Annotated in this window: 21 protein-coding genes and 1 pseudogene; 11 read left to right on the forward strand and 11 right to left on the reverse strand. The window is 68.4% G+C overall.

The window, feature by feature from the left end; translation table 11 throughout:
- Both FV217_RS09205 and FV217_RS09210 read left to right on the forward strand, forming a co-directional pair.
- The coding region (locus tag FV217_RS09205; protein WP_147816895.1) for a ribonuclease E/G at positions 1-2,588 on the forward strand (2,588 nt) is incomplete at its 5' end.
- A 374-nt stretch (positions 2,589-2,962) separates the two neighbouring features.
- The gene (locus FV217_RS09210) at positions 2,963-4,165 is read left to right on the forward strand and encodes a methyl-accepting chemotaxis protein (protein WP_246682747.1); all 1,203 of its coding nucleotides are present in this window, start codon (positions 2,963-2,965) and stop codon (positions 4,163-4,165) included.
- A gap of 70 nt (positions 4,166-4,235) precedes the next feature.
- On the opposite strand, the gene FV217_RS09215 is transcribed toward FV217_RS09210, so the two are convergent.
- Entirely contained in the window at positions 4,236-5,390 is a 1,155-nt protein-coding gene (locus FV217_RS09215; protein ID WP_238232527.1) for an aminotransferase class I/II-fold pyridoxal phosphate-dependent enzyme, read from the reverse strand.
- 102 nt (positions 5,391-5,492) lie between these two features.
- Positions 5,493-5,792, reverse strand: a pseudogene (locus FV217_RS23365) (MmcQ/YjbR family DNA-binding protein); the annotation flags it as partial.
- 164 nt (positions 5,793-5,956) lie between these two features.
- Between FV217_RS23365 and FV217_RS09220 the strand changes: the two are divergent.
- The 6 genes from FV217_RS09220 (at position 5,957) to FV217_RS09245 (ending at position 10,500) form a co-directional block, all read left to right on the forward strand.
- Positions 5,957-6,736, forward strand: a complete 780-nt coding sequence (locus FV217_RS09220) for a DsbA family protein (RefSeq protein ID WP_147816898.1) — start codon at positions 5,957-5,959, stop codon at positions 6,734-6,736.
- Positions 6,737-6,862: 126 nt separating this feature from the next.
- Entirely contained in the window at positions 6,863-7,324 is a 462-nt protein-coding gene (gene aroQ / locus FV217_RS09225; protein WP_147816899.1) for a type II 3-dehydroquinate dehydratase, read from the forward strand.
- Between the two features lie 11 nt (positions 7,325-7,335).
- Complete coding sequence (gene accB / locus FV217_RS09230; protein WP_147816900.1) at positions 7,336-7,812, forward strand: acetyl-CoA carboxylase biotin carboxyl carrier protein; 477 nt, start codon at positions 7,336-7,338, stop codon at positions 7,810-7,812.
- Between the two features lie 10 nt (positions 7,813-7,822).
- Positions 7,823-9,178, forward strand: coding sequence for an acetyl-CoA carboxylase biotin carboxylase subunit (accC, locus tag FV217_RS09235; protein WP_147816901.1), 1,356 nt, complete (start codon positions 7,823-7,825; stop codon positions 9,176-9,178).
- A 40-nt stretch (positions 9,179-9,218) separates the two neighbouring features.
- Positions 9,219-9,893: a leucyl/phenylalanyl-tRNA--protein transferase gene (gene aat, locus FV217_RS09240; RefSeq protein WP_147816902.1), complete on the forward strand. Its 675-nt coding sequence runs from the start codon at positions 9,219-9,221 to the stop codon at positions 9,891-9,893.
- A 127-nt stretch (positions 9,894-10,020) separates the two neighbouring features.
- Positions 10,021-10,500 carry a DUF4188 domain-containing protein gene (locus FV217_RS09245; protein WP_147816903.1) on the forward strand — a complete coding sequence of 160 codons (480 nt, stop codon included), beginning with the start codon at positions 10,021-10,023 and terminating at the stop codon, positions 10,498-10,500.
- A gap of 105 nt (positions 10,501-10,605) precedes the next feature.
- On the opposite strand, the gene FV217_RS09250 is transcribed toward FV217_RS09245, so the two are convergent.
- Together FV217_RS09250 and FV217_RS09255 are read right to left on the reverse strand one after the other, a co-directional pair.
- Complete coding sequence (locus FV217_RS09250; RefSeq protein ID WP_238232528.1) at positions 10,606-11,226, reverse strand: DUF2155 domain-containing protein; 621 nt, start codon at positions 11,224-11,226, stop codon at positions 10,606-10,608.
- Between the two features lie 207 nt (positions 11,227-11,433).
- On the reverse strand, positions 11,434-11,850 hold the full coding sequence (locus FV217_RS09255) for an NADH:ubiquinone oxidoreductase subunit NDUFA12 (protein WP_147816905.1): 417 nt from the start codon (positions 11,848-11,850) through the stop codon (positions 11,434-11,436).
- Between the two features lie 550 nt (positions 11,851-12,400).
- Here FV217_RS09255 and FV217_RS09260 point away from each other — a divergent pair.
- Positions 12,401-16,126 (forward strand): vitamin B12-dependent ribonucleotide reductase, encoded by a 3,726-nt coding sequence (locus FV217_RS09260; RefSeq protein ID WP_147816906.1) that lies wholly within the window; start codon positions 12,401-12,403, stop codon positions 16,124-16,126.
- A 127-nt stretch (positions 16,127-16,253) separates the two neighbouring features.
- On the opposite strand, the gene FV217_RS09265 is transcribed toward FV217_RS09260, so the two are convergent.
- The 7 genes from FV217_RS09265 to FV217_RS09295 all read right to left on the reverse strand — a co-directional run bounded on the left by FV217_RS09265 (position 16,254) and on the right by FV217_RS09295 (position 21,918).
- On the reverse strand, positions 16,254-16,493 hold the full coding sequence (locus FV217_RS09265; RefSeq protein ID WP_147816907.1) for a hypothetical protein: 240 nt from the start codon (positions 16,491-16,493) through the stop codon (positions 16,254-16,256).
- A gap of 166 nt (positions 16,494-16,659) precedes the next feature.
- The gene (gene hpxZ, locus FV217_RS09270; RefSeq protein ID WP_147816935.1) at positions 16,660-17,040 is read right to left on the reverse strand and encodes an oxalurate catabolism protein HpxZ; all 381 of its coding nucleotides are present in this window, start codon (positions 17,038-17,040) and stop codon (positions 16,660-16,662) included.
- 5 nt (positions 17,041-17,045) lie between these two features.
- On the reverse strand, positions 17,046-18,449 hold the full coding sequence (locus FV217_RS09275) for an AtzE family amidohydrolase (RefSeq protein WP_147816908.1): 1,404 nt from the start codon (positions 18,447-18,449) through the stop codon (positions 17,046-17,048).
- An 11-nt stretch (positions 18,450-18,460) separates the two neighbouring features.
- The gene (locus tag FV217_RS09280; protein ID WP_147816909.1) at positions 18,461-18,661 is read right to left on the reverse strand and encodes a DUF4089 domain-containing protein; all 201 of its coding nucleotides are present in this window, start codon (positions 18,659-18,661) and stop codon (positions 18,461-18,463) included.
- Positions 18,662-18,702: 41 nt separating this feature from the next.
- Positions 18,703-20,295, reverse strand: coding sequence for a regulator (locus tag FV217_RS09285; RefSeq protein ID WP_210245130.1), 1,593 nt, complete (start codon positions 20,293-20,295; stop codon positions 18,703-18,705).
- Positions 20,296-20,347: 52 nt separating this feature from the next.
- A complete protein-coding gene (locus FV217_RS09290; protein WP_147816910.1) occupies positions 20,348-21,022 on the reverse strand; it encodes a cysteine hydrolase in 675 nt (224 codons plus the stop codon).
- A 155-nt stretch (positions 21,023-21,177) separates the two neighbouring features.
- A complete protein-coding gene (locus FV217_RS09295) occupies positions 21,178-21,918 on the reverse strand; it encodes a GntR family transcriptional regulator (RefSeq protein WP_147816911.1) in 741 nt (246 codons plus the stop codon).
- A 452-nt stretch (positions 21,919-22,370) separates the two neighbouring features.
- On the opposite strand from FV217_RS09295, the gene FV217_RS09300 reads away from it, so the two are divergent.
- Both FV217_RS09300 and FV217_RS09305 read left to right on the forward strand, forming a co-directional pair.
- Positions 22,371-23,378, forward strand: coding sequence for a hypothetical protein (locus FV217_RS09300; RefSeq protein ID WP_147816912.1), 1,008 nt, complete (start codon positions 22,371-22,373; stop codon positions 23,376-23,378).
- A 56-nt stretch (positions 23,379-23,434) separates the two neighbouring features.
- Entirely contained in the window at positions 23,435-24,799 is a 1,365-nt protein-coding gene (locus FV217_RS09305) for an 8-oxoguanine deaminase (protein WP_147816913.1), read from the forward strand.
- Position 24,800 lies beyond the last annotated feature (1 nt).

Genomic DNA, 24,800 nt, shown 5'->3' on the forward strand with positions numbered 1-24,800 from the left:
CCGCCAAGACCGACGAATCGGTCAGCGCCGAGGACGAGCACGCGCCGGCCTCCGGGGAGCATGACGCGAATCACGCCGACGAGGCGCGGTCCGACGCGACGGCGCACGAGCCGGGCGTCAGCGGCGACGCTTCGGAACTGCCGCCTGGCGTCCTCGACGCCGCCGACCGTACGGACGACGCGCCCGCAGAGACGTCTGCCGACGAGCCATCGCCGGAGCCCGCCGACGTTGCCGCCATCTCCGAGGCGCCGCATCCGGCCGAAGCCGATGCCGAGCCAGCCATCGCGGCGGCGCCGACCGAGGCCGAGTCCGATGCGCACGTCTCCGAGGAAGAGGACGAGCACGACGCCGACGCGGATGAAGACGAGGACGACGATTCCGACGAGGATTCGGAGGACGACGAAGACGAAGACGAGGACGATTCCGACGAGGATGACGATTCCGTCGACGAGGACGGCGAGCCCCGCGTCGCGCAGACCGGCGGCGCCGGCGATGCGATGGCCGAAATCCCCGAGCGTCCCCGCGCCTATCGTCGTCACTACAAGATCCAAGAGGTGATCAAGCGCCGCCAGATCATCCTGGTCCAGGTCGTCAAGGAAGAGCGCGGCACCAAGGGCGCGGCGCTCACCACCTACCTGTCGCTCGCCGGCCGCTACTCCGTGCTGATGCCGAATACGGGTCGTGGCGGCGGCATCTCCCGCAAGATCACCTCGGCGGCCGACCGCAAGCGCCTGAAGGAGGTCGTGGCCGATCTCGACGTGCCGGAGGGCATGGGGATCATCCTGCGCACGGCCGGCGCCTCGCGCACCAAGCCCGAGATCAAGCGCGACTTCGAGTACCTGATGCGGCTCTGGGAGAGCGTGCGGGAGCTGACGCTGTCCTCGACCGCGCCGGCGCTGGTCTACGAGGAGGGGTCGCTGATCAAGCGGGCGATCCGCGATCTCTACAATAAGGAACTCGAGGAGGTCCTGGTCGCGGGCGCCGACGCCTACCGCGAGGCCAAGGACTTCATGCGGATGCTGATGCCCACCTCCTCCAAGGTAGTGAAGCCCTATACCGACGCGACGCCGATGTTCACGCGCTACGGCATCGAGCAGCAGCTCGACGCGATGTTCTCGACCCACGTCACCCTGCGCTCTGGTGGCTACCTCGTCATCAACCCGACCGAGGCGCTGGTCTCGGTCGACGTGAATTCCGGGCGCGCCACCCGCGAGCACGACATCGAGGATACCGCACTCAAGACGAACCTCGAGGCGGCCGACGAGGTCGCCCGCCAGGTGCGCCTGCGCGACCTCGCCGGCCTCGTCGTGATCGACTTCATCGACATGGAGGAAAAGCGCAACAACCGCGCCGTCGAGAAGCGCCTCAACGAGGCCCTCAAGAACGACCGCGCCCGCATCCAGGTCGGCCGGATCTCGCCCTTCGGCCTCCTGGAGATGAGCCGTCAGCGCATCCGTGCCGGCGTGCTCGAATCCTCGTCGATCCAGTGCCCGCATTGCGGCGGCTCGGGCTACGTGCGGGCCACCTCGTCGGTGGCGCTCCACACCCTGCGCTCGATCGAGGAGGCGCTGGTCAAGAGCGCGACCCACAACCTTGTGCTCCGCACCCGCACGGAAGCCTGCCTCTACATCCTCAACCAGAAGCGCGCGCATCTGCACGAGCTTGAGATGCGCTTCGGCGTCACCGTCACCATCGCCGCCGACGACAGTCTCGTGGCGAGCTCGCCTTACCTGCTGGAGCGCGGCGAACTCGCCGTGAAGGCGGCAGGGCCGGTCACGGGCGTGCGCGCCCTCGCCATCTCTCCGGTCTACGAAGCCGAGGACGACGAGATCGAGGACGAGGTCGCGGAGGAGACAGAGGTCGAGACCGAGATTGAGGCGAAGGACGGCGCGGAGACCCGCGAGGCCGGCGACGAATCGAGCGACGAGAACGGCCGTCGCCGTCGTCGCCGTCGTCGCCGTCGCGGCGGCCGCACCGGGTCCGACGAGGAGAACGGCCGCGAGGGCGACGAGTCGGACGAGTCCGGCGAAGCGTCCGACGAGATCGAAGCCGGCTCCGACGAGGGGAGCGACGCCGAGATCGGTGAGACCGGAGTCGCGGCGAATGCCGACCGCGACGAGACCGCGACCGACGCTGACGGCGACGGCGCAGGACGCCGCCGCCGCCGTGGCCGCCGCGGTGGCCGTGGGCGCGAGCGCGAGCGTGGCGGACGTGGCCGCGCCGACCGGGGTGACGACAACGGATCGGAGGAGTCAGAGTCCGGCGATGTCGCCGCCGCCGAGGAGCCGGTCAGTGCCGAGACGGTCATGGCCGTCTCCGCCGAGGCTGCCCAGGAGCCGGTGCATCAAGAGCCCGTGGCCAATGGCGCCGACGCGGAACCGGCCGCGCAGGCCGACGCTCCGATCCAGGATGCCGTCGATCTGCCGGTCGAGCCTGCCCTGGCCTCTCCGGAGGCCGAGCCGCAGCCGGTCCCCGTGTATCAGCCCGCGCCGGAGCCGGTCGCCGTGGTCCTGACTCCGATCGATCCGGACCGTCCGAAGCGTGCCGGCTGGTGGTCGCGCACGAAGGCCGCCCTGACCGGCGAGTAAGCCCTTCCCGGCGAACCGGATCCCGGTTCGCCGTCGGGACCTGAGAGATTCCAAGGCCGTCGCACCGAAACATTCGGTTCGGCGGCTTCGTTCTGTCGCGACCGCCCCATCACCCAAGTATCGGATCTTCCTCCGAACCGGGATCGCGGGCATGCGCATGTATTTCGCAACCTAAGTTGTTTCTGCGGTGCAGCATCCGTTGGCTATTGCCGAAGGCGTCCCGACAAGTTGCGTTAACCAGCGCTTTGCATCTGTGGTTTAATGGTGGGCGCTGTCGAGCCGGTTTCTGCGGCTTGCGGGGGGACTCCACCACAATGCTCGGACGATTCCGCAAGTCTCGCGTCAGTGTGGACGCCGTAACCGCCTCTACGCTCGTGTCTCTCGTTGCGCCGGCCGTGATCGTCGAGCCGGCGCCCGTCGCCATCGACATGGATCTCCTGCGCCGTCAGGCGGGGATTGCCGCCGACGCTTCCGAGGCCGGTACCGCGATCGGCTGGCTCACCCACGACGCTGTGCAGATCGCCGACCAAGCTCGTACCATCGCCGCCGCGAGCGAGGAGGTTGCGGTCTCGACCGCCGAGATCGCCGCGCGCTCGCAGAAGGCCGCCGCCACCGCCGAGCGCGCCCGCGCCGGCATCTCCGATTGTGCCGGCGACATCGCGCAGGCCGGTGCCCGCATGGGCGCCATCGAGACCCATTCGGCCAAGATCGCCGGCTGCCTCACCGCCTTCGAGCGGGCGGCCGCGCAGATCGAGGAGATGGCCACCGCCATCGCCAGCATCTCGGCCCAGACCAATCTGCTGGCGCTCAACGCCACCATCGAAGCGGCCCGCGCCGGCGAGGCCGGTCGCGGCTTCGCGGTCGTCGCCGGCGAGGTGAAGGCATTGTCGGGTCAGACCGCCAAGGCGACCGAGGAGATCCGCACCCGTCTCGACGGCCTGCGCGGCGAGCTCACGACCATGCGCGATACCGTGGCCCATACCCGCGAAGCCGTCGCCGCCGGTGCCGGCGCCGTGCAGCGCGCCAATCTCCGGGTCGAATCCGAGAGCGGTGCCGTCGCCGAGGCGGCCGCCGAGATGCGCGCCCTCGCCGACGTCATGGACCAGCAGCAGCAGGCCACCGGCGAGATTTCGTCCAGCGTCGAGCGCATCGCCGCCGGCACCGACAAGGCCCGTACGGAAATCTCCGCCGCGATCACCCGCCTCGTCGGCCTGGAGACGGCGAGCCGCGCCATGTTGATCGGCGACGAGGCCGACAAGGCCGGCACGCTCGTCGCGCGGCTGCCCTCCGATCTCGCCACCTGGAAACGCGGCCTCGCCGGACTCCTCGTCGGTCTCGCGCCGGCCGACGCCGCCGCGGCCCAGCGCCCCGGTGCGGACGCGGCAGTGGAATCCGGACTCGACATGGCTCTTCGCAACATGCTCGCCGAAGCCGGCCGTCAGGCCCGTCTCATGGTCGACAGCGTGCGCGCTTCGGACTGGGACAAGGCCTCGACCGCCTTCACCGCGTTCGACGCCACCTGCACCGAGGCCGTCCGTGTCAGCGGCAACGGTGTGACGGGCCGGATGGCCGCCTGAGCGGACGCGATCGAGGGGGCTGTGACGCCGGAGCCGACGGCTTCGTCGTCTTCACTGTTTCCCGTCGCGTCTAGCACAACCACGCCCGCAATCGCCGCACGGCCTCGGTGCACTCGCCCTGGGAGCCGGCGAACGAGAATCGGACGTGATGGTGGCCTTGCGCCGGGTCGAAATCGAGACCCGGCGTCGCCGCCACCCCCGCCTCGTCGAGCATCCGGCGGCAGAATGCGGTGGCGTCGTCCGTGAGCCGCCCGACATCGGCGTAGAGGTAGAAGGCCCCGTCGACGGGATGCGCCTCGCCGAGGCCGAGGCCCGGCAGCGCGTCGAGCAGGATTTTCCGGTTTTCGGCGTAGCCGTCGCGGATCGCGCCGATCGCGTCGAGGGTATCGAAGGCCGTCAGCGCCGCCACCTGCGAGAGATACGGTGCCGAGATGTAGAGGTTCTGGGCCAGCCGCTCGATCGGGCGGACCAGGGTCTCGGGCACCACCATCCAGCCGACGCGCCAGCCGGTCATGCAGTAGAATTTCGAAAACGAGTTGATGACGACCGCGTCCGGGTCGAACTGCAGCGCGGTGGCGGTGGGCACGCCGTAGCTCAGCCCGTGATAGATCTCGTCCGAGATGAAGGGCAGGCCGAGCGCCTTCGTGGTGGCGCAGAGTTCCGCGAGGCGGGCAGGCGCGATCACCGTGCCGGATGGGTTGGCCGGGCTCATCACCAGCACCCCGTCGAGGTTTTCCGCCTCCCGGATCAGCGCGCTCGTCGGCGCGAAGCGGTCGGCCCGGCGCAGAACCAGCGGTACCGGCACGAGGTCGAGGGCATGCAGGATGCTGCGATAGGCCGGATAGCCCGGCTGCGGCACCGCCACCCGCGCCCCGGCATCGAACAGCGCCAGGAAGGCGAGCACGAACCCCGCCGACGAGCCCGTGGTGACGACGACCCGCTCCGGCGCCACCGCGACGCCGTAAGTCTCGGCATAGTGCCGGGCGATGCGCTCGCGCAAAGCCGGCATGCCGAGCGCCTCCGTGTACGGCACCCGGCCGTCGGCGAGGGCGGACTGCGCCGCCGCGATCACCGCCCGCGGGGCAGGGGCCGAGGGCTGGCCGACCTCCATGCGGATCACGCTGTCGCCGGCCCGCACTTTCGCGGCAGCGGCGGCCATCACGTCCATCGCCAGGAACGGCGCCACGGCCTGGACGCGCCGCGAGATTTTTTGGGAGTTGGTCATCGCGTCTCGATCGATCGGGATTCCATTGCTGGCAAGCTCAATCCGCATTGCCGACTTTGCCACCCGCGCCGCCAACCGCTTCGGCGCGATCAGCCGGTAGCTGCGGGTGACGAGTGCCCTCACCTCCTCCCAGTCCGGCGCAGCGTCGAGCCGCATGCCGACCCAGCCCTTGGGGCCGACATAGGGCGGCGCGAAGAAGCGCGCCGGGTCGGCGCCGATCAGGATCTCCTGGGCGTGCGGCGGCGCCTTCATCCAGACCGAGAGGCGGCCGTCACCGGATTTCGGCATCGCGAAGATCCGGTCGCGCACCCGGAAGGTCGGGTCGCCCCAGGCGCGTTTTTCGCTTGCCTCCGGCAGGGCGAGGCAGATCCGGCGCAGGCGCTCGATCGGATCGTCGGACATCGCGACGGACCTTCGCTGCCGGGGCCGGCGGCGAATCCGCCGACGCGCCCGTGATTTGACCACGCGCCGCGAAAACGCCTAACCCCGCCGCTAACGCAAGACCCGAAGCGCACCGCCTCCCAGCGCCCGTTGCGAGGCCCGCCCCGATCTCGTCGAGGACATCGATGCCCCTGCTCCGCTCCGTCTCCGCGCTTGCCCTCGTCCTGGCCGTCGCCTTCGGTGCCGTCTCCTCCGTGTCGGCCGAGGATGCGGCTGCGTTCACCGACTCGCAGCGCAAGGGGATCGAGGCGATCGTCAAGGACTACCTCGTGAAGAATCCCGAGGTGCTCCAGGAGGCCGTCGCCGAGGGCGAGCGCCGCCAGCAGGAGACCCAGAAGCTCGCGCAGGCCGCCGCCCTCAAGGAGGCGAGCGCCACCCTCGTCGATTCCCCCCACAGCGTCACGGCGGGCAACCCGGCAGGCGACGTCACCGTGGTCGAGTTCTTCGACTACAATTGCGGCTATTGCCGCAAGGCGCTCACCGACGTGCAGACGCTGATGAAGGGCGACCCGAAGCTGAAGGTCGTGCTCAAGGACTTTCCCGTGCTCGGCAACGAGTCGGTGGAGGCCAGCAAGATCGCGCTCGCCGCCAAGCAGCAGCTCAAGGGCGACAAGATGTTCGACTTCCACGTCAAGCTTCTGGAGAGCAAGGGACGCATCAACGCGGAGCGCGCGCTCGCCGTCGCCAAGGAGTTCGGCCTCGATCTGGAGAAGCTGAAGAAGGACGCCGCCGGCCCCGAGGTGAAGGCCGCGCTCGCCGAGAACATGGGTCTCGGCGACAAGCTCAGCCTGTCGGGTACCCCGGCTTTCATCATCGGCGACGAGATCCTTCCGGGCGCCGTCGGCGTCGAGCCGATGAAGAAGACGATCGCCGACATCCGCCAGTGCGGCCACGCCAGCTGCTGAGCGCGACCGATCGCGCGACGGGGACATGATCGCGTGTCCCCTTGTCGCAGCCTTCGCCGGTCGTTTAAGACCGGCTCCGCCCCGGCCGGACGCTTTTTCGCCCGGCCGCCGCAACCTTAAGGGTCCATGCGCGCCATCCACGTCCTCAACGGGCCGAACCTCAACCTGCTCGGCCGCCGCGAGCCGGGCATCTACGGCTCGACCACCCTCGCGGAGATCGAGCGGGACTGCGTCGCGCGCGCCGGCGAGCTTGGGCTTGCGCTGACCTTCCGCCAGACCAACCACGAGGGCGAGCTCGTGACGTTCGTCCAGGACGCGGGCGAGGCGGGGGCTGGCGTGCTGATCAACGCCGCCGCCTACACCCACACCTCGATCGCGCTGCGCGATGCGATCACCGGCTCCAGGGTCACCGCGGTCGAGATCCACCTCTCGAACGTCCATGCCCGTGAGGATTTCCGCCATGTCTCGCTGATCGCGCCGGTCTGTGCCGGGGTGATCAGCGGATTCGGCGCCTACAGCTACCGCGCGGGGCTCGACGCGCTCGCGCATCTCCTTCAGGGGCGTCAGCCCCCTTCACCCGACGCATAAGACGGCAGGCGATGGCCAAGAACGAACCCTTCGATCCCGAACTCGTGCGCGAACTCGCCAAGATGGTCGCCGAGACGGATCTCACCGAGATCGAGGTCGAGAAGGGCGACCTGCGCATCCGCGTCGCCCGCAAGATCGAGCAGATCGCGGTGCAGGTGGCGCCCGCCCCCCTCGCCGCGGCCGCTCCGTCGCCCGTGGCGGTCGCCGCCTCCGCTCCCGGCACGCCCGCGGTGCCCGCCAAGGGCGCGGCCCATCCCGGTGCGGTGCCCTCGCCGATGGTCGGCACCGCCTATCTGCGCCCCTCGCCCGAGGCGAAGCCCTTCATCGATGTCGGCTCCAAGGTCGCGGCCGGCGACAGGGTGCTGCTCATCGAGGCGATGAAGACCTTCAACGACATCGTGGCGCCCCGCGCCGGCACCGTCACGGCGATCTTCGTGGAAGACGGCACGCCGGTGGAATTCGGCGAAGCCCTTCTTGTGATTGAGTAAGTCCGAAAAGATGTTCGACAAGATCCTGATCGCCAACCGCGGCGAGATCGCACTGCGCATCCTGCGGGCGGCCAAGGAGCTCGGGATCGCGACCGTCGCCGTCCACTCCACGGCGGATGCCGACGCGATGCATGTGCGGCTCGCCGACGAGAGCGTCTGCATCGGCCCGCCGGCCGCCCGCGACAGCTACCTCAACATCCCCTCGATCATCGCCGCCTGCGAGATCACCGGGGCCGACGCCGTGCATCCCGGCTACGGCTTCCTTTCGGAGAACGCCCGCTTCGCCGAGGTGCTCGGGCACCACAATATCGGCTTCATCGGCCCCAAGGCCGAGCATATCCGCACGATGGGCGACAAGATCGAGGCGAAGCGCACGGCCAAGCGCCTCGGCATTCCCTGCGTGCCCGGCTCCGAGGGCGGCGTCACCGACACCGACGAGGCGAAGAAGGTCGCAGCCGAGATCGGCTATCCGGTGCTGGTCAAGGCGGCGTCGGGCGGCGGCGGGCGCGGCATGAAGGTCGCGCGCACCGAGGCCGACCTCGAAGAGGCGCTGAACATGGCCCGTACCGAGGCCAAGGCCGCCTTCGGCGACGACGCGGTCTATCTCGAAAAGTACCTGGAGAAGCCGCGCCACATCGAGGTTCAGATCCTCGGCGACGGCCGGGGCAATGCCATCCATCTGGCCGAGCGCGACTGCTCGCTGCAGCGCCGCCACCAGAAGGTTTGGGAAGAGGGCGGCTCGCCCGCGCTCAACGCCGAGATGCGCGCCGAAATCGGCGGCATCTGCGCCAAGGCCATGCAGGAGCTGAGCTATCTCGGCGCCGGCACCATCGAGTTCCTCTACGAGGACGGGCGCTTCTACTTCATCGAGATGAATACCCGGATCCAGGTCGAGCATCCGGTCACGGAGATGATCACCGGCATCGACCTCGTCAACGAGCAGATCCGGGTCGCGGCCGGCAATCCGCTCTCGGTCGGCCAGTCGGACATCCACGTCACCGGCCACGCCATCGAGTGCCGGATCAATGCCGAGCACCCCTCGACCTTCCGGCCCTCTCCCGGCCTGATCACCTATTTCCACCCGCCGGGCGGCCTCGGCGTGCGCGTCGATTCCGCGGTGTTCCAGGGCTACCGCATCCCGCCGCACTACGATTCGCTGATCGGCAAGCTCATCGTGCACGGCCGCACCCGCAACGAGTGCCTGATGCGTCTGCGCCGGGCGCTCGATGAGTTCGTCGTCGACGGCGTCGACACCACGCTGCCGCTGTTCCGCACGCTGGTGCGCAACGCCGATGTCCAGAACGGCCTCTACGACATCCACTGGCTCGAAGGGTTTCTGGAGACCGTCGGCCTGGACGGCGTCTGAGGCGGCTGGCGTTCGCAGGCTCGGCGCGCGAGAACGGGGGATGCACGATCGCACTCCCGTGGACATCACGCCGGACATCCTGCTGAAGGCCTATGCCGCCGGCATCTTTCCGATGGCCGAGGACGCGGACGATCCGACGATCTACTGGGTCGAGCCCCGCGCCCGCGGAGTCCTACCGCTCGACCGCTTCCACGTACCCCGGCGTCTTGCCCGCACCGTGCGCTCGGACGTGTTCGAGGTGGTCTCGGACCGCGATTTCGAGGCGGTGATCTCGGGTTGCGCCGCACCCAGGCGCGACACCGCCCGGACCTGGATCAACGCTCGGATCCGCGATCTCTACGGCGCGCTGTTCGATGCCGGCCGCTGCCACACGGTCGAGGTCTACAGCGAGGGCCGGCTGGTCGGCGGCCTCTATGGCGTCTCGCTGGGTGCGGCCTTCTTCGGCGAGAGCATGTTCCACGAGGTCAGCGACGCCTCGAAGGTGGCCCTCGTCCACCTCGTCGCGCGGCTGCGCGCCGGCGGCTATCAGCTGGCCGACACCCAGTTCCTCACCGACCATCTCGGCCAGTTCGGCGTCGAGGAAGTGCCGCGCCACATCTACAAGCGCCGCCTGAACGAGGCGGTGGCGCAGGAGGCGGACTGGGCGATCTGGCCCTGCGACCGGGGTGTCGGTGGGGCCCAGGCCCTTGCGGCACTCGCCTCCGAGCGGCCGTGATTGGGCCGTTCCGCCTTTGAAGGACGGCCAGTGCGGTGGAGCGCTCCACTGGCCGGCTGCCGGCGAGGAACTTGCCCACACGATCGGCATTGCGCCTATGCTGACCGCCTCGGCAGGAGACGCGGCCATGACGGACCAGACGGACCCAAAAGCCCCGCCTATCGGCCCCGGACGAATCTCCGTCGATCTCGGCGGCTATCCCGATCTCGTGGTGGTCTATCTCGGCTTCCGGGTGACCACCTGGCGCGGCCTGAAAGCACTCCTCGGCATCGGCCGCCGGCTCGGAGATCTGAACCGCGAAAAGCCCGACGGGCTGCTGGCGCACGAGAGCGTGCTCTATGCCCTCAACCACGTCGGCATGCGGCAGTACTGGCGGGATTTCGAGAGCCTCGAGGCCTTCACCCGCTCGGAGCCGCACAAGGGCTGGTGGAGTCGATTCGCGAAGGATCCCGCCGGCTCCGGCTTCTGGCACGAGACCTATCGGCGGTCCGGCGGGATGGAGGCGATCTATCTCGGCATGCCGAAGCCGATCGGGCTCGGCTCGTTCGCAGCCGCCCGCGCGCCGGTCGGCCCGTTCATGAGCGCGCGCGGCAGGATCGCGGCTTGAAGCATGATGCGGAAAAGTGGAATCCGGTTTTCCGAAACCATCATGCGATCGCGATAACGCAAAGCGTGCTGCCGTTTCTGTGAAACGGCAGCACGCTTTGATGCCTCAGCGAAAGATCCGGTCGAAGATCGTCTCTTCGCGCTGCGGCGGGGGGGCCGGACCCGGGCCTTCGTTCGTCGGGAAGAATTTTCGGGACGGCTTCTGCTTGGGCTGCACCGGCACGCCGCGCGGACCTTCGACGTCGACCTGGCCCTGCTGGTTGACTTGGGCCGTCGCCTTCGTCGGGTCGCCCGCCTTGTCGCGTTTCTTCTTGTCGGTGCGGGAGGCGAGCGCCGGCGTGTCCTCCTGCTCCTTGAGCTCGGCGATCACGTCGGTGCCGCCCTTACAATCGACGAGCCAGACGTCGTAGATCGGGTGCTCGATGGCGTGGAGGCCGGGGCTCGAGGCGAACATCCAGCCCGTGAAGATGCGGCGATACTTGTTGTCGAGGGTGACCTCGTCGACCTCGAGGAAGGCCGTGGTCTTCGGCGTCTCGGTGGGCGGGCGCGAATAGCAGACCCGCGGCGTCAGCTGCAGCGCACCGAACTGCACGGTCTCGTCGACGGCGACCTCGAACGACACGATCCGGCCGGTGATCTTGTCAAGGCCGGAGAAGACGGCGGTCGGATTCTTGATCTTGTCGGCTTGCGCGGGACCCACGGCGAGGCCGAGGGCCGCCAGCACCAGGGCGGCGGGACGAAGAAAGCGTGCGGATCTGCGGCTCAAGGCGCGCCCCTCTCGAAACTGTGCTGGGCGTGAGGCCGGAGCTGCGCCGGCATGGGGCGCTATGGACACGGGAAGCTTGGTGGAAAAAGGGCGGCTTGAGCAGCGCTCCGCGACGCTTGCAACGGTTCGCGGACAGGAACGATGCGGAGCGGGATCAGGCCGGGGCGTCTATTCCCCCGGCGACCACGGCACGTAATCGCCGGTCGCGGCGGGACGCGCTCCCCGCGAGAGCTGCGACCCCCTCGGCCGATAGGCCTCGGAGGTGCCTGTCGTATTCGCGACGTGGGCCTTCTGCCATTCGCGGGGTTGATAGTCTTCCTCGCTCGGGGGGATGTCGCCGTTGTGGCAGAGCCAGCCGCGCCAGCCGGGCGGCACCTTCGAGGCGTCGGCATAGCCGTTGTAGATCACCCAGCGCCGCTCCGGGCCGACCGATCGGTCGATCAGGGGACCGAGCGCCTTGTAGTACTTGTTGCCGAACTCGTCCGCGCCGACGAACTGACCGCTGCGCGCGGTCATGATGGCCAGCGAAACGGTCTGACCGTTCCACCAGGTGAAGATGCGAAGCAGCGTGTCCTTGAGGGCCATGGTTCCTCGTCGCGGCGCGCGGGCCTGCCGTCGGCGCCGCTCTTATGAGCGGGGCCCCTGCTCAAGTCCAGCGTGGCGGACGGCCCGGGCAGGCGGCGACAGCCCCCGGTCCTGGCCCCGCCAACTGCTGCATGTGCGACACGTCCGCCACATTCCGACGGTTCGAGCGAGGTCTCCGACGCGGCACTTGCCAGGGAGGCTGTGGAGCAAAAATTTTATGCCGGGCAATCGGCGAGGCCGGATCGGCACTTAGCGCGACGCCGGGGTTTTCCACAGATTTTGGTGCGCAAAACACTACATCTTGGGGCAACCAGCCGGCAAAGCACCAGTTGTTGACGAGCCGCGTGCCCCAGCGTTAGGGTCCGGTCAACGCTTCGGACGGCGCGGAGCGGGGTACGCACCCCCCGCACGCATGTCGCGGCGAGGTTCGGCAAATCTCTGCATTTGCTGCCGAATCCGTTGTCCGGCCGGGCGATTGTCTCATGTGTTCAAGCCATGCCGACGGGGTCGTCGGCGGGGCGCGCCCTGCGCGTCCAGGGAGAAGCGATTCATGCGGTTCGAGCGGCGCTACACCACGGCAGGCCAGTCCCCCTACGCGACGATTCCGTTCCGCGAGGCGGTGAGCGAGATCCGCAACCCCGACGGTTCGGTCGTGTTCCGGCTCGACGGCATCTCGGTTCCCGAGAGCTGGAGCCAGGTCGCCGCCGACGTGCTGGCGCAGAAGTATTTTCGCAAGGCCGGCGTGCCCGCGCGGCTGAAGAAGGTCGAGGAGAATTCCGTCCCCTCCTTCCTCTGGCGCTCCGTCGCCGACGAGGCGGCGCTGGCCGAGCTGCCCGAGGCCGAGCGTGTCGGCTCCGAGATCACCTCCACGCAGGTGTTCGATCGGCTGGCCGGCTGCTGGACCTACTGGGGCTGGAAGGGCGGCTACTTCACCTCGGAAGAGGACGCCGCCGCGTTCATGGACGAGCTGCGCTTCATGCTCGCCCGCCAGATGGTCGCGCCGAATTCGCCGCAATGGTTCAACACCGGCCTGCATTGGGCCTACGGCATCGATGGCCCGAGCCAGGGCCACTATTACTGCGACTACCGCACCGGCGAGCTGACGAAGTCGGCATCGAGCTACGAGCACCCGCAGCCGCATGCCTGCTTCATCCAGGGCGTCCAGGACGACCTCGTGAACGAGGGCGGCATCATGGACCTGTGGGTGCGTGAGGCGCGCCTGTTCAAGTACGGCTCCGGCACCGGCTCGAACTTCTCCATGCTGCGGGGCGAGAACGAAAAACTCGGCGGCGGCGGCAAGTCGTCGGGCCTGATGAGCTTCCTCAAGATCGGCGACCGGGCGGCCGGCGCGATCAAGTCCGGCGGCACCACACGCCGCGCGGCCAAGATGGTCATCGTCGACATCGACCACCCGGACATCGAGGCCTTCATCGACTGGAAGGTGAAGGAGGAGCAGAAGGTCGCCGCCCTCGTCACCGGTTCGAAGGTCGTCTCGAAGCACCTTACCGCGGTGATGAAGGCCTGCACCCAGTGCGAGGCCGAGGGCGACGCCTGCTTCGACCCCGAGCGCAACCCGGCCCTCAAGCGCGAGATCAAGGCTGCCCGCAAGGCGATGGTGCCCGATGGCTACACCAAGCGCGTCGTGCAGTTCGCGCGTCAGGGCTTCACCAAGATCGACTTCCCCGTCTACGACACCGACTGGGACTCGGAAGCCTACCTCACGGTGGCCGGCCAGAATTCCAACAACTCCGTCTCGCTGACGGACGACTTCTTGCGCGCGGTGGATGCCGGCGGAAAGTGGCAGCTCAAGGAGCGCAACTCGTCGAAGACGCGTGAAGTCGACGCCCGCCACCTTTGGGAGAAGATCGGCGAGGCGGCCTGGCAGTCGGCCGATCCGGGCCTGCACTTCAACACCACGATGAACGACTGGCACACCTGCCCGTCGGGCGGCAGGATCCGGGCGTCGAACCCGTGCTCCGAGTACATGTTCCTCGACGACACCGCCTGCAACCTGGCCTCGGCCAACCTGCTGACGATGTACGACCGCGCCTCGAAGCGCTTCGACGTCGAGGCCTTCGAGCATCTCAACCGCCTCTGGACGGTGGTGCTCGAGATCTCGGTGATGATGGCGCAGTTTCCGTCGAAGGAGATCGCGGAGCTGTCCTACAAGTACCGGACGCTGGGCCTCGGCTACGCCAATATCGGCGGCCTGCTGATGACCATGGGCCTCGGCTACGATTCCGATAAGGGCCGGGCGCTCGCTGGCGCGCTCACCGCGATCATGACGGGCGTCAGCTACGCCACCTCCGCCGAGATCGCGGCCGAGCTCGGGCCGTTCGCGGCCTACGAGGACAATGCCGACGCGATGCTCAAGGTCATCCGCAACCATCGCCGCGCGGCGCATGGCGAGGCGGAGGGCTACGAGTTTCTCTCGATCGCGCCCGTCCCGCTCGACCACGCCAACATCCCGCAGGGCGACCTCGGCGACCATGCCCGTGCGGCTTGGGATCGTGCGTTGTCCCTCGGCGAAGCCCACGGCTACCGCAACGCCCAGGCCACCGTCATCGCGCCCACCGGCACGATCGGCCTCGTGATGGATTGCGACACCACCGGCATCGAGCCCGACTTCGCCCTGGTGAAGTTCAAGAAGCTGGCCGGCGGCGGCTACTTCAAGATCATCAACCGGGCCGCCCCCGATGCGCTCCGCTCGCTCGGCTATCGCGAGAGCGATATTGCCGAGATCGAAGCCTACGCCGTCGGCCACGGCTCCATGGGCCAGGCTCCGGCGATCAACCCCGGTTCGCTGCGCGCCAAGGGATTCACGGACGACAAGATCAAGGCGATCGAGGGCGGCCTGAAATCGGCCTTCGACATCAAGTTCGTCTTCAACCGCTGGAACCTCGGCGACGACTTTTTGCGGGACACGCTGAAGGTGCCCGAGGAGAAGCTCACGGATCCGACCTTCGAGCTGCTGCCGTTCCTCGGCTACTCGAAGAAGGACATCGAGGCGGCCAACATCCACATCTGCGGGGCGATGACGCTGGAGGGCGCACCCTTCCTCAAGCTCGAACACTACTCCGTGTTCGACTGCGCCAATCCCTGCGGCCGTACCGGCAAGCGCTACCTCTCGGTCGATAGCCACATCCGCATGATGGCGGCGGCGCAGCCCTTCATATCGGGGGCTATCTCCAAGACCATCAACATGCCGAACGACGCCACGGTCGAGGATTGCAAGGCGGCCTACCGCCTGTCCTGGACCCTGGCGCTCAAGGCCAACGCCCTCTACCGCGACGGCTCCAAGCTGTCGCAGCCGCTGAACTCAGCGCTGATCGCCGACGAGGACGACGAGGAGGATGCGGTCGAGGCCCTGATCCAGGCGCCCGCCGCCGCGAAGGCGACGATCGCCGCCGAGCGCATCGTTGAGCGTGTCATCGAGCGCATCGAGCACATCCGCTCCCGCGAAAAGATGCCCGACCGGCGGAAAGGCTACACCCAGAAGGCCGTGGTCGGCGGCCATAAGGTCTACCTGCGTACCGGCGAGTACGACGACGGGCGCCTCGGCGAGATCTTCATCGACATGCACAAGGAGGGCGCCGCCTTCCGCTCGCTGATGAACAACTTCGCCATCGCGATCTCCCTCGGCCTCCAGTACGGCGTGCCGCTCGAGGAATACGTCGAGGCCTTCACCTTCACCCGGTTCGACCCCTCGGGCTTCGTGCAGGGCAACGACGCGATCAAGAACGCCACCTCGCTCCTCGACTACGTGTTTCGCGAACTGGCGATCTCGTATCTCGGTCGTTCGGACCTCGCCCACGTCAATCCGTCCGAGATCGGCTCGACCGTCCTCGGCGGTGGCGAGAGCGACACCACCCGCGAGGCGGGCAAGCCCGGCCCCGCCGCCTCCAGCGTGGTCTCCCGCGGCCTGCTGCGCGGCTCGGCCGACCGGCTCACGCTGATCCACGGCGGCCCGGCCGGCGCCGTCACCGGAGTCGCAGCCGCCTCCACCGGCCTGAGCGCCCCAGCCGGCGGCACGGTCCACGCCATGCGGGGTTCGACCGCGCTGAAGCTCGACCCGGTTCTCGCCGGCAAGGCCGAGGCCCTCGTCGACGCACTTCCCTTCGCCAAGCCCGAGCGTACGGCTGCCGACCGCCGGGCCGAGGCGAAGATGAAGGGCTATGTCGGCGAATCCTGCCCCGAATGCGCGAACTTCACCCTCGTGCGCAACGGGACCTGCCTGAAGTGCGACACCTGCGGCTCGACGACGGGCTGCAGCTGAAGCCGAGAGCCGTTGGCATCGGAGCAACGAAACTCTCCGCAATTCGGCTGAGGGAATCCTGACGTAAGCGAGCCGGCCCCGCAGCTGCGGGGCCGGCTTCGTCGGTCCTGTCGCGACATCCCGCGGGTTAGCGGCGGGCCGTCCCGTTCTGATGCGACCGCTGCGTGACCGATCCGGTGGTCAGGCTGTCGTAGGTGCCCGGCGTGGCGGCGGTCCAGCCGTGGCCTGCGCCCTGCTCGACGGAGGTGCCCGGTGCTGCTTGAGCCGGGATGCCGGCCGGTGCGTTGTAGCTTTGGGCGAGGGCGGCGGCGGGCACGGCGCCGACGAGCGCGAGGGCCAGGGCGGATGCGGTGAGAAGGCGGGTCATCGTGGTCTCCATCAAGTCCGGGCGGTGGCGGGGCGCTGCCCGCCATCTGATGGAGTGAAGATGACCTTCGCTGGTCTCCCGGAAAACCTGAAAAGCTTAGAAGGAGACGTTTGAGAAAATCGAAAAGCCGTGAGCCGGAAGGATCGCGCCTGCGGATGATGCCGGGTTAGGTTTCGATCTCGCTGACATGGGCCGCGACGACCTTCCAGCCATCGGGAAACCGTATCCAGGTCTGGCTCTGCCGCCCGACGCGATCCGAGGCGCCCTCGCGCGTGAACAACGTCATCGCGACGGCGAGATCGCGTCCGTAGGTGGTGATGACCGTGCCCGAGAGGTTGCGGGCGAGACCTTGCGGCGAGCGGGACCGGCGGAAGGCGCGGATCGCGTCCATGCCGTAGAGGTTTTCTGCCCCGCCGTAGCGGATCGTACGCGGATCGTCGTGGAACAGCGCCTCCAGCGTCTCGACGTCGTTGCCGACGAGCGCCGCCTCGTAGCGGGCGAACGCCGCTTCGACCTCGGCCTTCGCCACGGGATCGTCGATGCGCATCGGTGTCACGCGAGGTTCGCGACGGGCGCGCGGATAATGCCCGCGCATTCGAGGTGGTGGGCCACCCGAAGCGCGAGGTCTTCGCGCCAGGGGGCGGCGATGATCTGCACGCCGAGCGGCAGACCCGCGTCGAGCCGGACCGGCACGGCGACGACCGGCAGGCCGATGAAGGAGATCGGCTGCGTGAACAGGCCGATATTGGGGCGCACCGGTAATTCGACACCGTCGAGCACGAAGGTCGCCTGGCCCGAACGCGGCGCCCGGCAGGGCGTGCTGGGCGCCAGGATGACGTCGACCTCGCGAAACAGATCGAGCACGGCTGCGCGGTACCAGCGGCGGAAGCGCTGGGCCCGTTCGACGAAGGGCGCCGGCAGCATCGCTCCGGCGATCAGCCGGTCCCTGACGGCCGGGTCGAACTCTCCTGCCCGCTCGCGCAGGCGGTCGAGATGCAAGCTTGCGCCCTCGGCGGCCGTGATCACGTAGGCCGATGCCCGGGCACGGGCGGCTTCGGGGATCTCGACAGAGCGCGTGCAGGACAAGGCGTCGGCCACCCGCGCGACGGCCGCGAAGACGTCCACGTCACCGCTGCGGGCGAAATAGCCGCCCGCGACGGCGATTCGCAGATCCGCCATATCCTCGTCGAGGCCGGGAGAGGCGGGCTCCGTGGCTCGGCCGGCGATGGCGGGATCCGCCGGATCAGGCCCCTGCATGGCGTCGTAGGCGAGGGCGAGGTCTCGGGTCGAGCGCGCCATCGGCCCGAGATGGTCGAGGCTGCCGACGAAGGGAAAGCTCCCGGCCCGGCTGAGCCGCCCGTAGGTCGGCTTGAGGCCGAAGCAGCCGCAGAAGGCGGAGGGCACCCGGATCGAGCCGTTGGTGTCGGAAGCGAGCGCCAGCGGCACGAGACCCGCCGCTACCGCTCCGCCGGACCCGCCCGAGGAGCCGCCGGACATGTGCCGGAGATCGTGCGGGTTCCGGGTGTCGCCGTCGTGGATGTTCTCTCCGGTGAAGTCGTAGGCGTACTCGCCCATGTTGAGCGCGCCGACGAGGATCGCGCCCGCGGCCTCCATGCGGGCGATCAGCGTCGCATCCCGTTCGGCCGGCGCCCGCTCCCGGTTGATCAGCGACCCGGCCCGCGTCGGCAGGCCGGCGATGTCGAACAGATTCTTCACCGCGAAGGGGACGCCCGCGAGCGCTCCGGGCGCCTCGCCTCGTCCGCGCGCCGTGTCGAGACGATCCGCACGGGCCAGAGCGCGATCCGCCAGGACGTCGGTGAAGGCGTTCACGGCGGGGTCGATCCGGCCGATCCGATCGAGCGCGGCGGAGACGATCGTCCGGGCGCTCACCGATCCGGCCGAGACGGAAGTCGCGATCGTCGCCGCCGAGGCGGTGGCCCAATCCTGTTCGCTCACGTGTCTCTGCCTCACGCCGTGAAGATCGAAGCGGCTTCGGCCTCGTCCGGCAGAGGGAAGGTGCCGACGTGATCGGCCGCGGCGTGGAGCACGCGCAGGTTCGCCACGATCGTCGGCATCCAGGCGGGGTCGATCGGCAGCGCGAGCATGGCGGCGGCGGCCGAGGCGTAAGCCGCGTGATCGAAGGCCGGGTTCTTCGGTGTATCCGTCATGCATCCCTCCAGACGGTCCGGACGAGGTCCGCCCGCAAATCCTATTCCGCAGGGGCGTGCGCCGGTTGCGCCATCGCCGGAACCGGGACCGCGCCGCGCGCCGCCGCGAAGAGGAGGCCCGCGACGAGCATGTAGGCGAGCGCCAAGGTCGGGGTCACGGCGAAGCCGACGGCCGGTCCGTGCATGAAGCCGAAGAAGGTCAGCACCCCGCCGGCCGCCGCGAAGGCCGAGGCCCGCAGGAAATCCCGCTCGATGATGAAGGCGGCGATGGCGCCGAGGATCAGGCCGCCGAGGATGGCGCCTTCGCCGAGCACGGCGAGCCCGTGATAGAGCACGCCGACTTGCCCGAGCTTGTCGATGCCGACCACCGCCGCGCTGGTGCCGGCCGCCCCCAGTGCCCCGTCGATCAGCGTCTTGGCCCAGGCCGCGAGATGCGGCGCGAAGGCCAGGACGATCGCAGGCGCGTGCGAATGCGGCGTCTCCTGGAAGGCCTGCGCCCCGATCAGCATGCCGATGTAGAGCAGGATCGGCGAGATCGCGACGACCGGGACCACGCTGGAAATGAGCGAGATCAGGTTAAACCAGGCCAGCAGCAGGACGACGATGCCGGTGGCGAAGGAATAGCCGATCCGCCCGCCCATCGCCTTCCAGCCGGGATGGCCGATATAGACCGCGTTGATGAAGGGGTTGCCCATCAGGCAGCCGATCAGGCTGACGACGCCGTCCGCCGTGAGCACCCGCGTGGTCGGGTAGGCATCGCCCGCGACCTCCGCGCTCTCGACGTTGTCCATCGCCTCGACGAGATCGTAGATGCCGAAGGGGATCGCGGTCACCAGGATGATCCCGATGAACTCGAAGCCGCCGAAGACGTGGTCGACGGCCGGCAGCGGCACCGAGAAGCCGATGCCGGAGAGCGCGCTCGTCAGGCCGGGGCCGCTGACCCCACCGATATCGATCCCGAACAGCTTCGCCCCCCAGGCGACCGCCATGCCGAACAGGATGGCCACGAGCCCGGCCGGAAGGCGGCCCGGGTAGCGCACGCCGCCGAACCAGGCGAGCAGGATGATGGCGAAGGCGACGACGCCGATCACCGGCGTCTGGATGAGTTCGAGCGCCGGCCGCATGGCGATGAAGGTGACGGAGACGCCGGCCAGCGTGCCGAGCAGCGCCGCGCGCGGCGTGATGCGGCGGATGAGGGGGGCGATGAAGCCGCCGGCCATCAGCATGAAGCTCTGGATGAACACCCAGGCGAGCCCCGCCTCCCAGGCCTTCACCGGATCGCCGGTGGAGAGCTTGATCGGCAGCATGATCACGAAGACCACGATGAACATGTGCGGCACGCTGATGCCGGAGGGCAGCGCGCAGACGTCGTCGCGGCCGGTCGCCTTGGCGAGGCGATAGCCGAGCCAGCCGTAATAGGCGGTGGAGAGGAAGAGCATCAGGCCGACGGCGGGCAGGATTCGCCCGAAGGTGATCGCGTCGGGCATGCCGAGGACGAAGCGCAGCAGGCCGGTCAGCACCAGCATGTTGACGAGAATGTTGGTGCCGAAGCCGAAGAAGGCGTTCCAGTCGCCGGGCACCCAGAGGGCCGGTCGGCCGCTCGCCGCGGCCGTCGTGGTCATGCCACTTGCCATGATGCCCTCCGTTACGTCCGGCGGGGCGGCGGCACCGCGCCCGCGCAGTGGATCACGTGTGTCGGCTGAGGGCGGCGATCACGCTGCCCGAGTCCGAGACCCAGCCGAAGATGCCGCCCTGCGCCTTGATCATCGCGAGGCCGGCTTCGTGAAATTCTGGGATGTACGACCCGCAGGCGTCGGCGACGACGACGCAGCGATAGCCGCGGTCGTTGGCCTCCCGCACCGTCGTGTGCACGCAGACCTCGGTGGTCACGCCGCAGACGAGAAGCGTCGCGATGTTCCGGGCCGCGAGCACCTCGGCGAGCTCGGTCGCGTAGAAGGCGCCCTTGCCCGGCTTGTCGATCACCGGCTCGCCGTCCCACGGCTTCAGTGCGGGGATGATGTCGTGCCCGGGTTCGCCGCGGATCAGAATCCTGCCCATCGGGCCTGGCTGTCCGATCCGCGCGGTCGGCTCACCGCGCTCCAGCTTGGCTGGCGGTGCGTCGGAGAGGTCCGGGCGATGGCCCTCGCGTGTATGCACGACGAGCAATCCAGCCGCGCGGGCCGCAGCGAGCAGAGCCTGCGTCGGCGGCACGGCGGCGGCGAGGAGCGAGACGTCGTTGCCGAGGCTTTCGCCGAAGCCGCCAGGCTCCAGGAAGTCGCGCTGCATATCGATGATCACGAGAGCCGTGGTCGACGCAGCGAAGGTGAGCGGTGACGGCTGGGCTTCGAGAACGCTGGGCATGCGGACTGCCTCGCAGGCCGTTGAATCGGATCAACGTCCGGCGATCATGTATGCAAGCGGACAGAAACGCCTGCACAAACCATACACTTCTCTGCGCGAAGTTTCGGCCGTTCTGGCAATCCGATGGGCAGTCGGCCCGGTCGAATCGCAGGCCGTCAGCGCGGCGGGCGCGCCTTGCCGGCGCGCACCGGCGCCGCAATCCGCGTGCGACGCTCCCGGACCCGCTCGCCCGCGGCTTCACGCGCGGCCGCGCTTTCGGCATCGACCGCCACGAAGGCATCCTCGACGACGCTCATATGGACGAGCATGGCGGAGTTCGCGGCCGCTGCGTCGCGCGCGAGGATGGCCCGCACGACGAGACCGTGCTCGGCATGCGAGCGGGCGAGCCGCCCTGCGGCCTGGAACTGGATCCGGCGGTAAGGTGTCAGGCGCCGCCGCAGGTTGCGGGCGATCTCGTCGACCACGGAATTGTGGGCGCCAGCGTAGAGAAGCCCGTGAAACTCCTGGTTGGCGACGACGTAGCTGTCGTGGTCGCCGGCCTCGGCGAGAGTTCCCATGTGTTCGTGGAGCACCCGAAGCCCGCCACGTTCCGCCGACGACATGCTCAGCGTCGAGAGGCGTGCGCAGGTCGCTTCGATCTCGCCCATGGCGATGAACAGCATGTCGAGTTCGTCCGGCGTGATCGTCCGGACGGTCGCCCCGAACCGCGGGCGCAGGTCGATCAGGCCGGTTCCGTTGAGCAGCCGTAAGGCATCGCGCACGGGCGTGCGCGAAACACCGAAGTGCTTGGCAAGGATCTGCTCGTCGAGATGGGTTCCAGGCGCGAACTCGCCGGCCAGGATGGCGTTGGCGATCTGGTCCGACAGGCTTTCGGCGCGGGTTGGGGACGCAGGCACTTTTGTCTCGGTTCCCGACACGCGACCTGCACGGCGTTCGTATGCATTCGCCCCGGTGATTAAGACCAGTTTCGCACCGCCTGCAACGTGGCATCGGCAGGCCTCTGGGCGGCCCGTCGGCCGTCGCCGTATCGGTCCAGCCGGTGAGCGCGCGCAGATCGTCATCGGTTCGATCGCGTGCCGGCATTATGGCTACCGATCGCGCAGACCGGCCGCAAATCGCGCCCCGCGGTCTCCGCTGCTTCTTAAGCGTGCATACACAGCCGCGCCGCGTGCCGCACATCGCCTTGCCGTTCACGGGCCGTTTTGAGGGCTGGCACTCGGGCGAGGCTTCGGGCAGCTCAGAAGATGTTGCGGTTTTGTAACAGCAGGATCCGACGTCGATCCGACTGCTTTCGATGGCATATCGGTTGCTGCCCTTCCCTCAGATTTTGCGAATGAGGAGAAGAACGATGTTCGCAAGGGGGCTCACGACGGCGGCTGTGTCGCTCGGGATGATCGGGTGCGCCGTGGCGGCCGATCTCGACACGGTGAAAAGGAACAGGGCCCTCGAGGCGGCACCGGTGAAGGAGGTGCCTTTCTTCCTCTTCGCCGATACGCAGATCAGCTATCGCCATGTCTTCAACGGCTCCGAGCCGGGCGTGCCGAAGCCCGGCTCGACGAACCCGCTGCAGGGCGCCGACATCCCCAAGGACGTGCTCAACATCGCGCATGCCGATGCCTGGGAGTACGGCACCAACTTCTTCTCGCTCGACATTCTGAGGTCGGGCAACCAGGACCCCGCCGGAACCGCGAACGCCCCCGGGGGGCCCCTGCTGTACGACTTCGGCGCCACCGAAGCCTACGGCCTGTACCGTGGGTCTCTCAGCCTGAACAAGCTCACGAACACGACCGCCTTTGCTTATACCGGCATCGTCAAGGACGTTTCGCTGTCCTTCGGCTTCGATGCCAATGCGAAGAATACCGTCTTCGGGCCGATGAAGCGCGACGTGGTCGGCGGTCTCGTCTTCTCGTTCGACGTGCCGATCGGCTTTCTCAACATCGCGGTGCACGCCTACAAGGAGTGGAACCGCAACGGCTTCGTGCCGCAGCCTTTCCGCAGCACGGAATTCAACACCGTCCCCGAATTCGAAATCGTCTACAGCATCCCGCTCGACGGTTTCTTCGGCGGATTCCCGCTGAAGCTCGCCGGCTTCAACAACATCGTCCTGCCCAAGGGCAACGGCCAGATCCCCGGTGCAGCCCAAACGAATGTCGAGTTCCTGTCGCGCACCAACCTCGTCCTCGACGTCGGCAAGCTGATCTGGGACCAGCCGGGCAAGCTCGATGCCTTCATCGGCTTCGAATACTGGCGCAACAAGTTCGGCGTCGACCAGGACATCACCTTCGCCCAGGGCGGTGCCGGGCCGGGCGCCGAGCAGAAGGCGTTCTTGGCCGGCATCGCCGTGCACGTATTCTGACGATGGATCCGCCGGCCGTTCGGCCGGCAGCTCCCACGACAACCGAGAGAGGCTGGATGACGGCATTGTCGAGGAAGGGTTCGCGCCTCTGGATCAAGAACCCGCTGGCGATCCTGGCGGAGGACGCAGCCGGCGGCATCGTCGTCGAGGGGACGCGCATCGTCGAGCGGGTACCCTCGGGCGGCCAGCCGTCGGCGCCGGTGCACGAGACCTTCGATGCCGCGCGGCACGTGGTCATTCCAGGCCTCGTCAACACGCATCACCACTTCTTCCAGACGCTCACCCGCGCCCATCCGCTGGCGATCAACAAGCCGCTGTTTCCCTGGCTGAAGGCCCTCTACACGGTCTGGGACAAGCTCACCCCGGAGGCGTTCCGCCTCGCGACGCGGCTCGCGTACACCGAGTTGCTGCTGTCGGGCTGCACCACGGCGGGTGACCACCACTACCTGTTTCCCAAAGGCCTCGAGGCCTCAGTCGACATCCAGGTCGAGGAGGCGCGGAGCTTAGGCATCCGCGCCCACGTCACCCGCGGCTCGATGAGCGTGTCGGTGCGCGACGGCGGCCTGCCCCCGGACGCGCTGGTCCAGGACGACGACACCATCCTTTCCGACAGCGAGCGCGTGCTCTCGCTGTTCCACGACACTGCGCCCGGCGCGATGGTGCAGATCGGGCTCGCGCCCTGCTCGCCCTTCAACGTGACGAAGCGGCTGATGCGCGAGAGCGCAAGCCTCGCCGAGCGCTTCGATTGCCGCCTGCACACCCACCTCGGCGAGACCCTCGACGAGGAGGCCTACTGCCTCGCAACGTTCGGCCAGCGTCCGGTCGACTACCTCGATGAGGTCGGCTGGATGAACCCGCGCGCATGGCTCGCCCACGGCATCCACTTCAACGACGACGAGGTTCGCCGCCTCGGCAAAGCGGGCGTCGGCGTCTGCCACTGCCCGACCTCCAACATGACCCTGGCCTCCGGCCAGTGCCGGACCTGCGAACTGGAGGCCGCCGGTAGCCCCGTCGGCCTCGGGGTCGACGGCTCGGCCTCGAACGACAACTCGAACCTGATGGAGGGTGTCCGCCACGCCCTGATGCTGAACCGCCTCACCTACGGTGCGGAGCGGGTCACCCATCTCGACGCGCTGCGCTGGGCGACGGAAGGCTCGGCCGCCTGTCTCGGGCGCTCCGACATCGGCAGGATCGCGGAGGGCCGCGAGGCCGACCTCGCCCTGTTCACCCTCGACGAACTGCGCTTTTCCGGCAGTCACGATCCGCTGGCGGCCCTCGTGCTCTGCGGCGCGCACCGCGCCGACCGGGTGATGGTCGCCGGGCAATGGCGGGTGATCGACGGCCATCCAATCGGGCTCGACACGCGCCGGCTTCGCGAACAGCACAGCCAACTGGCACGAAATCTGTTCGGTACATCCTGAC

Source organism: Methylobacterium sp. WL9 (assembly GCF_008040035.1).
Taxonomy (GTDB): domain Bacteria; phylum Pseudomonadota; class Alphaproteobacteria; order Rhizobiales; family Beijerinckiaceae; genus Methylobacterium; species Methylobacterium thuringiense.

Coding starts and splice junctions, on each gene's coding strand:
- FV217_RS09215 (WP_238232527.1), bottom strand. CDS start 5,390: ATGACCAACTCCCAAAAAATCTCGCGGCGCGTCCAGGCCGTGGCGCCG.
- FV217_RS09220 (WP_147816898.1), top strand. CDS start 5,957: ATGCCCCTGCTCCGCTCCGTCTCCGCGCTTGCCCTCGTCCTGGCCGTC.
- aroQ (WP_147816899.1), top strand. CDS start 6,863: ATGCGCGCCATCCACGTCCTCAACGGGCCGAACCTCAACCTGCTCGGC.
- accB (WP_147816900.1), top strand. CDS start 7,336: ATGGCCAAGAACGAACCCTTCGATCCCGAACTCGTGCGCGAACTCGCC.
- accC (WP_147816901.1), top strand. CDS start 7,823: ATGTTCGACAAGATCCTGATCGCCAACCGCGGCGAGATCGCACTGCGC.
- aat (WP_147816902.1), top strand. CDS start 9,219: ATGCACGATCGCACTCCCGTGGACATCACGCCGGACATCCTGCTGAAG.
- FV217_RS09245 (WP_147816903.1), top strand. CDS start 10,021: ATGACGGACCAGACGGACCCAAAAGCCCCGCCTATCGGCCCCGGACGA.
- FV217_RS09255 (WP_147816905.1), bottom strand. CDS start 11,850: ATGGCCCTCAAGGACACGCTGCTTCGCATCTTCACCTGGTGGAACGGT.
- FV217_RS09260 (WP_147816906.1), top strand. CDS start 12,401: ATGCGGTTCGAGCGGCGCTACACCACGGCAGGCCAGTCCCCCTACGCG.
- FV217_RS09265 (WP_147816907.1), bottom strand. CDS start 16,493: ATGACCCGCCTTCTCACCGCATCCGCCCTGGCCCTCGCGCTCGTCGGC.
- hpxZ (WP_147816935.1), bottom strand. CDS start 17,040: ATGCGCATCGACGATCCCGTGGCGAAGGCCGAGGTCGAAGCGGCGTTC.
- FV217_RS09280 (WP_147816909.1), bottom strand. CDS start 18,661: ATGACGGATACACCGAAGAACCCGGCCTTCGATCACGCGGCTTACGCC.
- FV217_RS09285 (WP_210245130.1), bottom strand. CDS start 20,295: ATGGCAAGTGGCATGACCACGACGGCCGCGGCGAGCGGCCGACCGGCC.
- FV217_RS09290 (WP_147816910.1), bottom strand. CDS start 21,022: ATGCCCAGCGTTCTCGAAGCCCAGCCGTCACCGCTCACCTTCGCTGCG.
- FV217_RS09300 (WP_147816912.1), top strand. CDS start 22,371: ATGTTCGCAAGGGGGCTCACGACGGCGGCTGTGTCGCTCGGGATGATC.
- FV217_RS09305 (WP_147816913.1), top strand. CDS start 23,435: ATGACGGCATTGTCGAGGAAGGGTTCGCGCCTCTGGATCAAGAACCCG.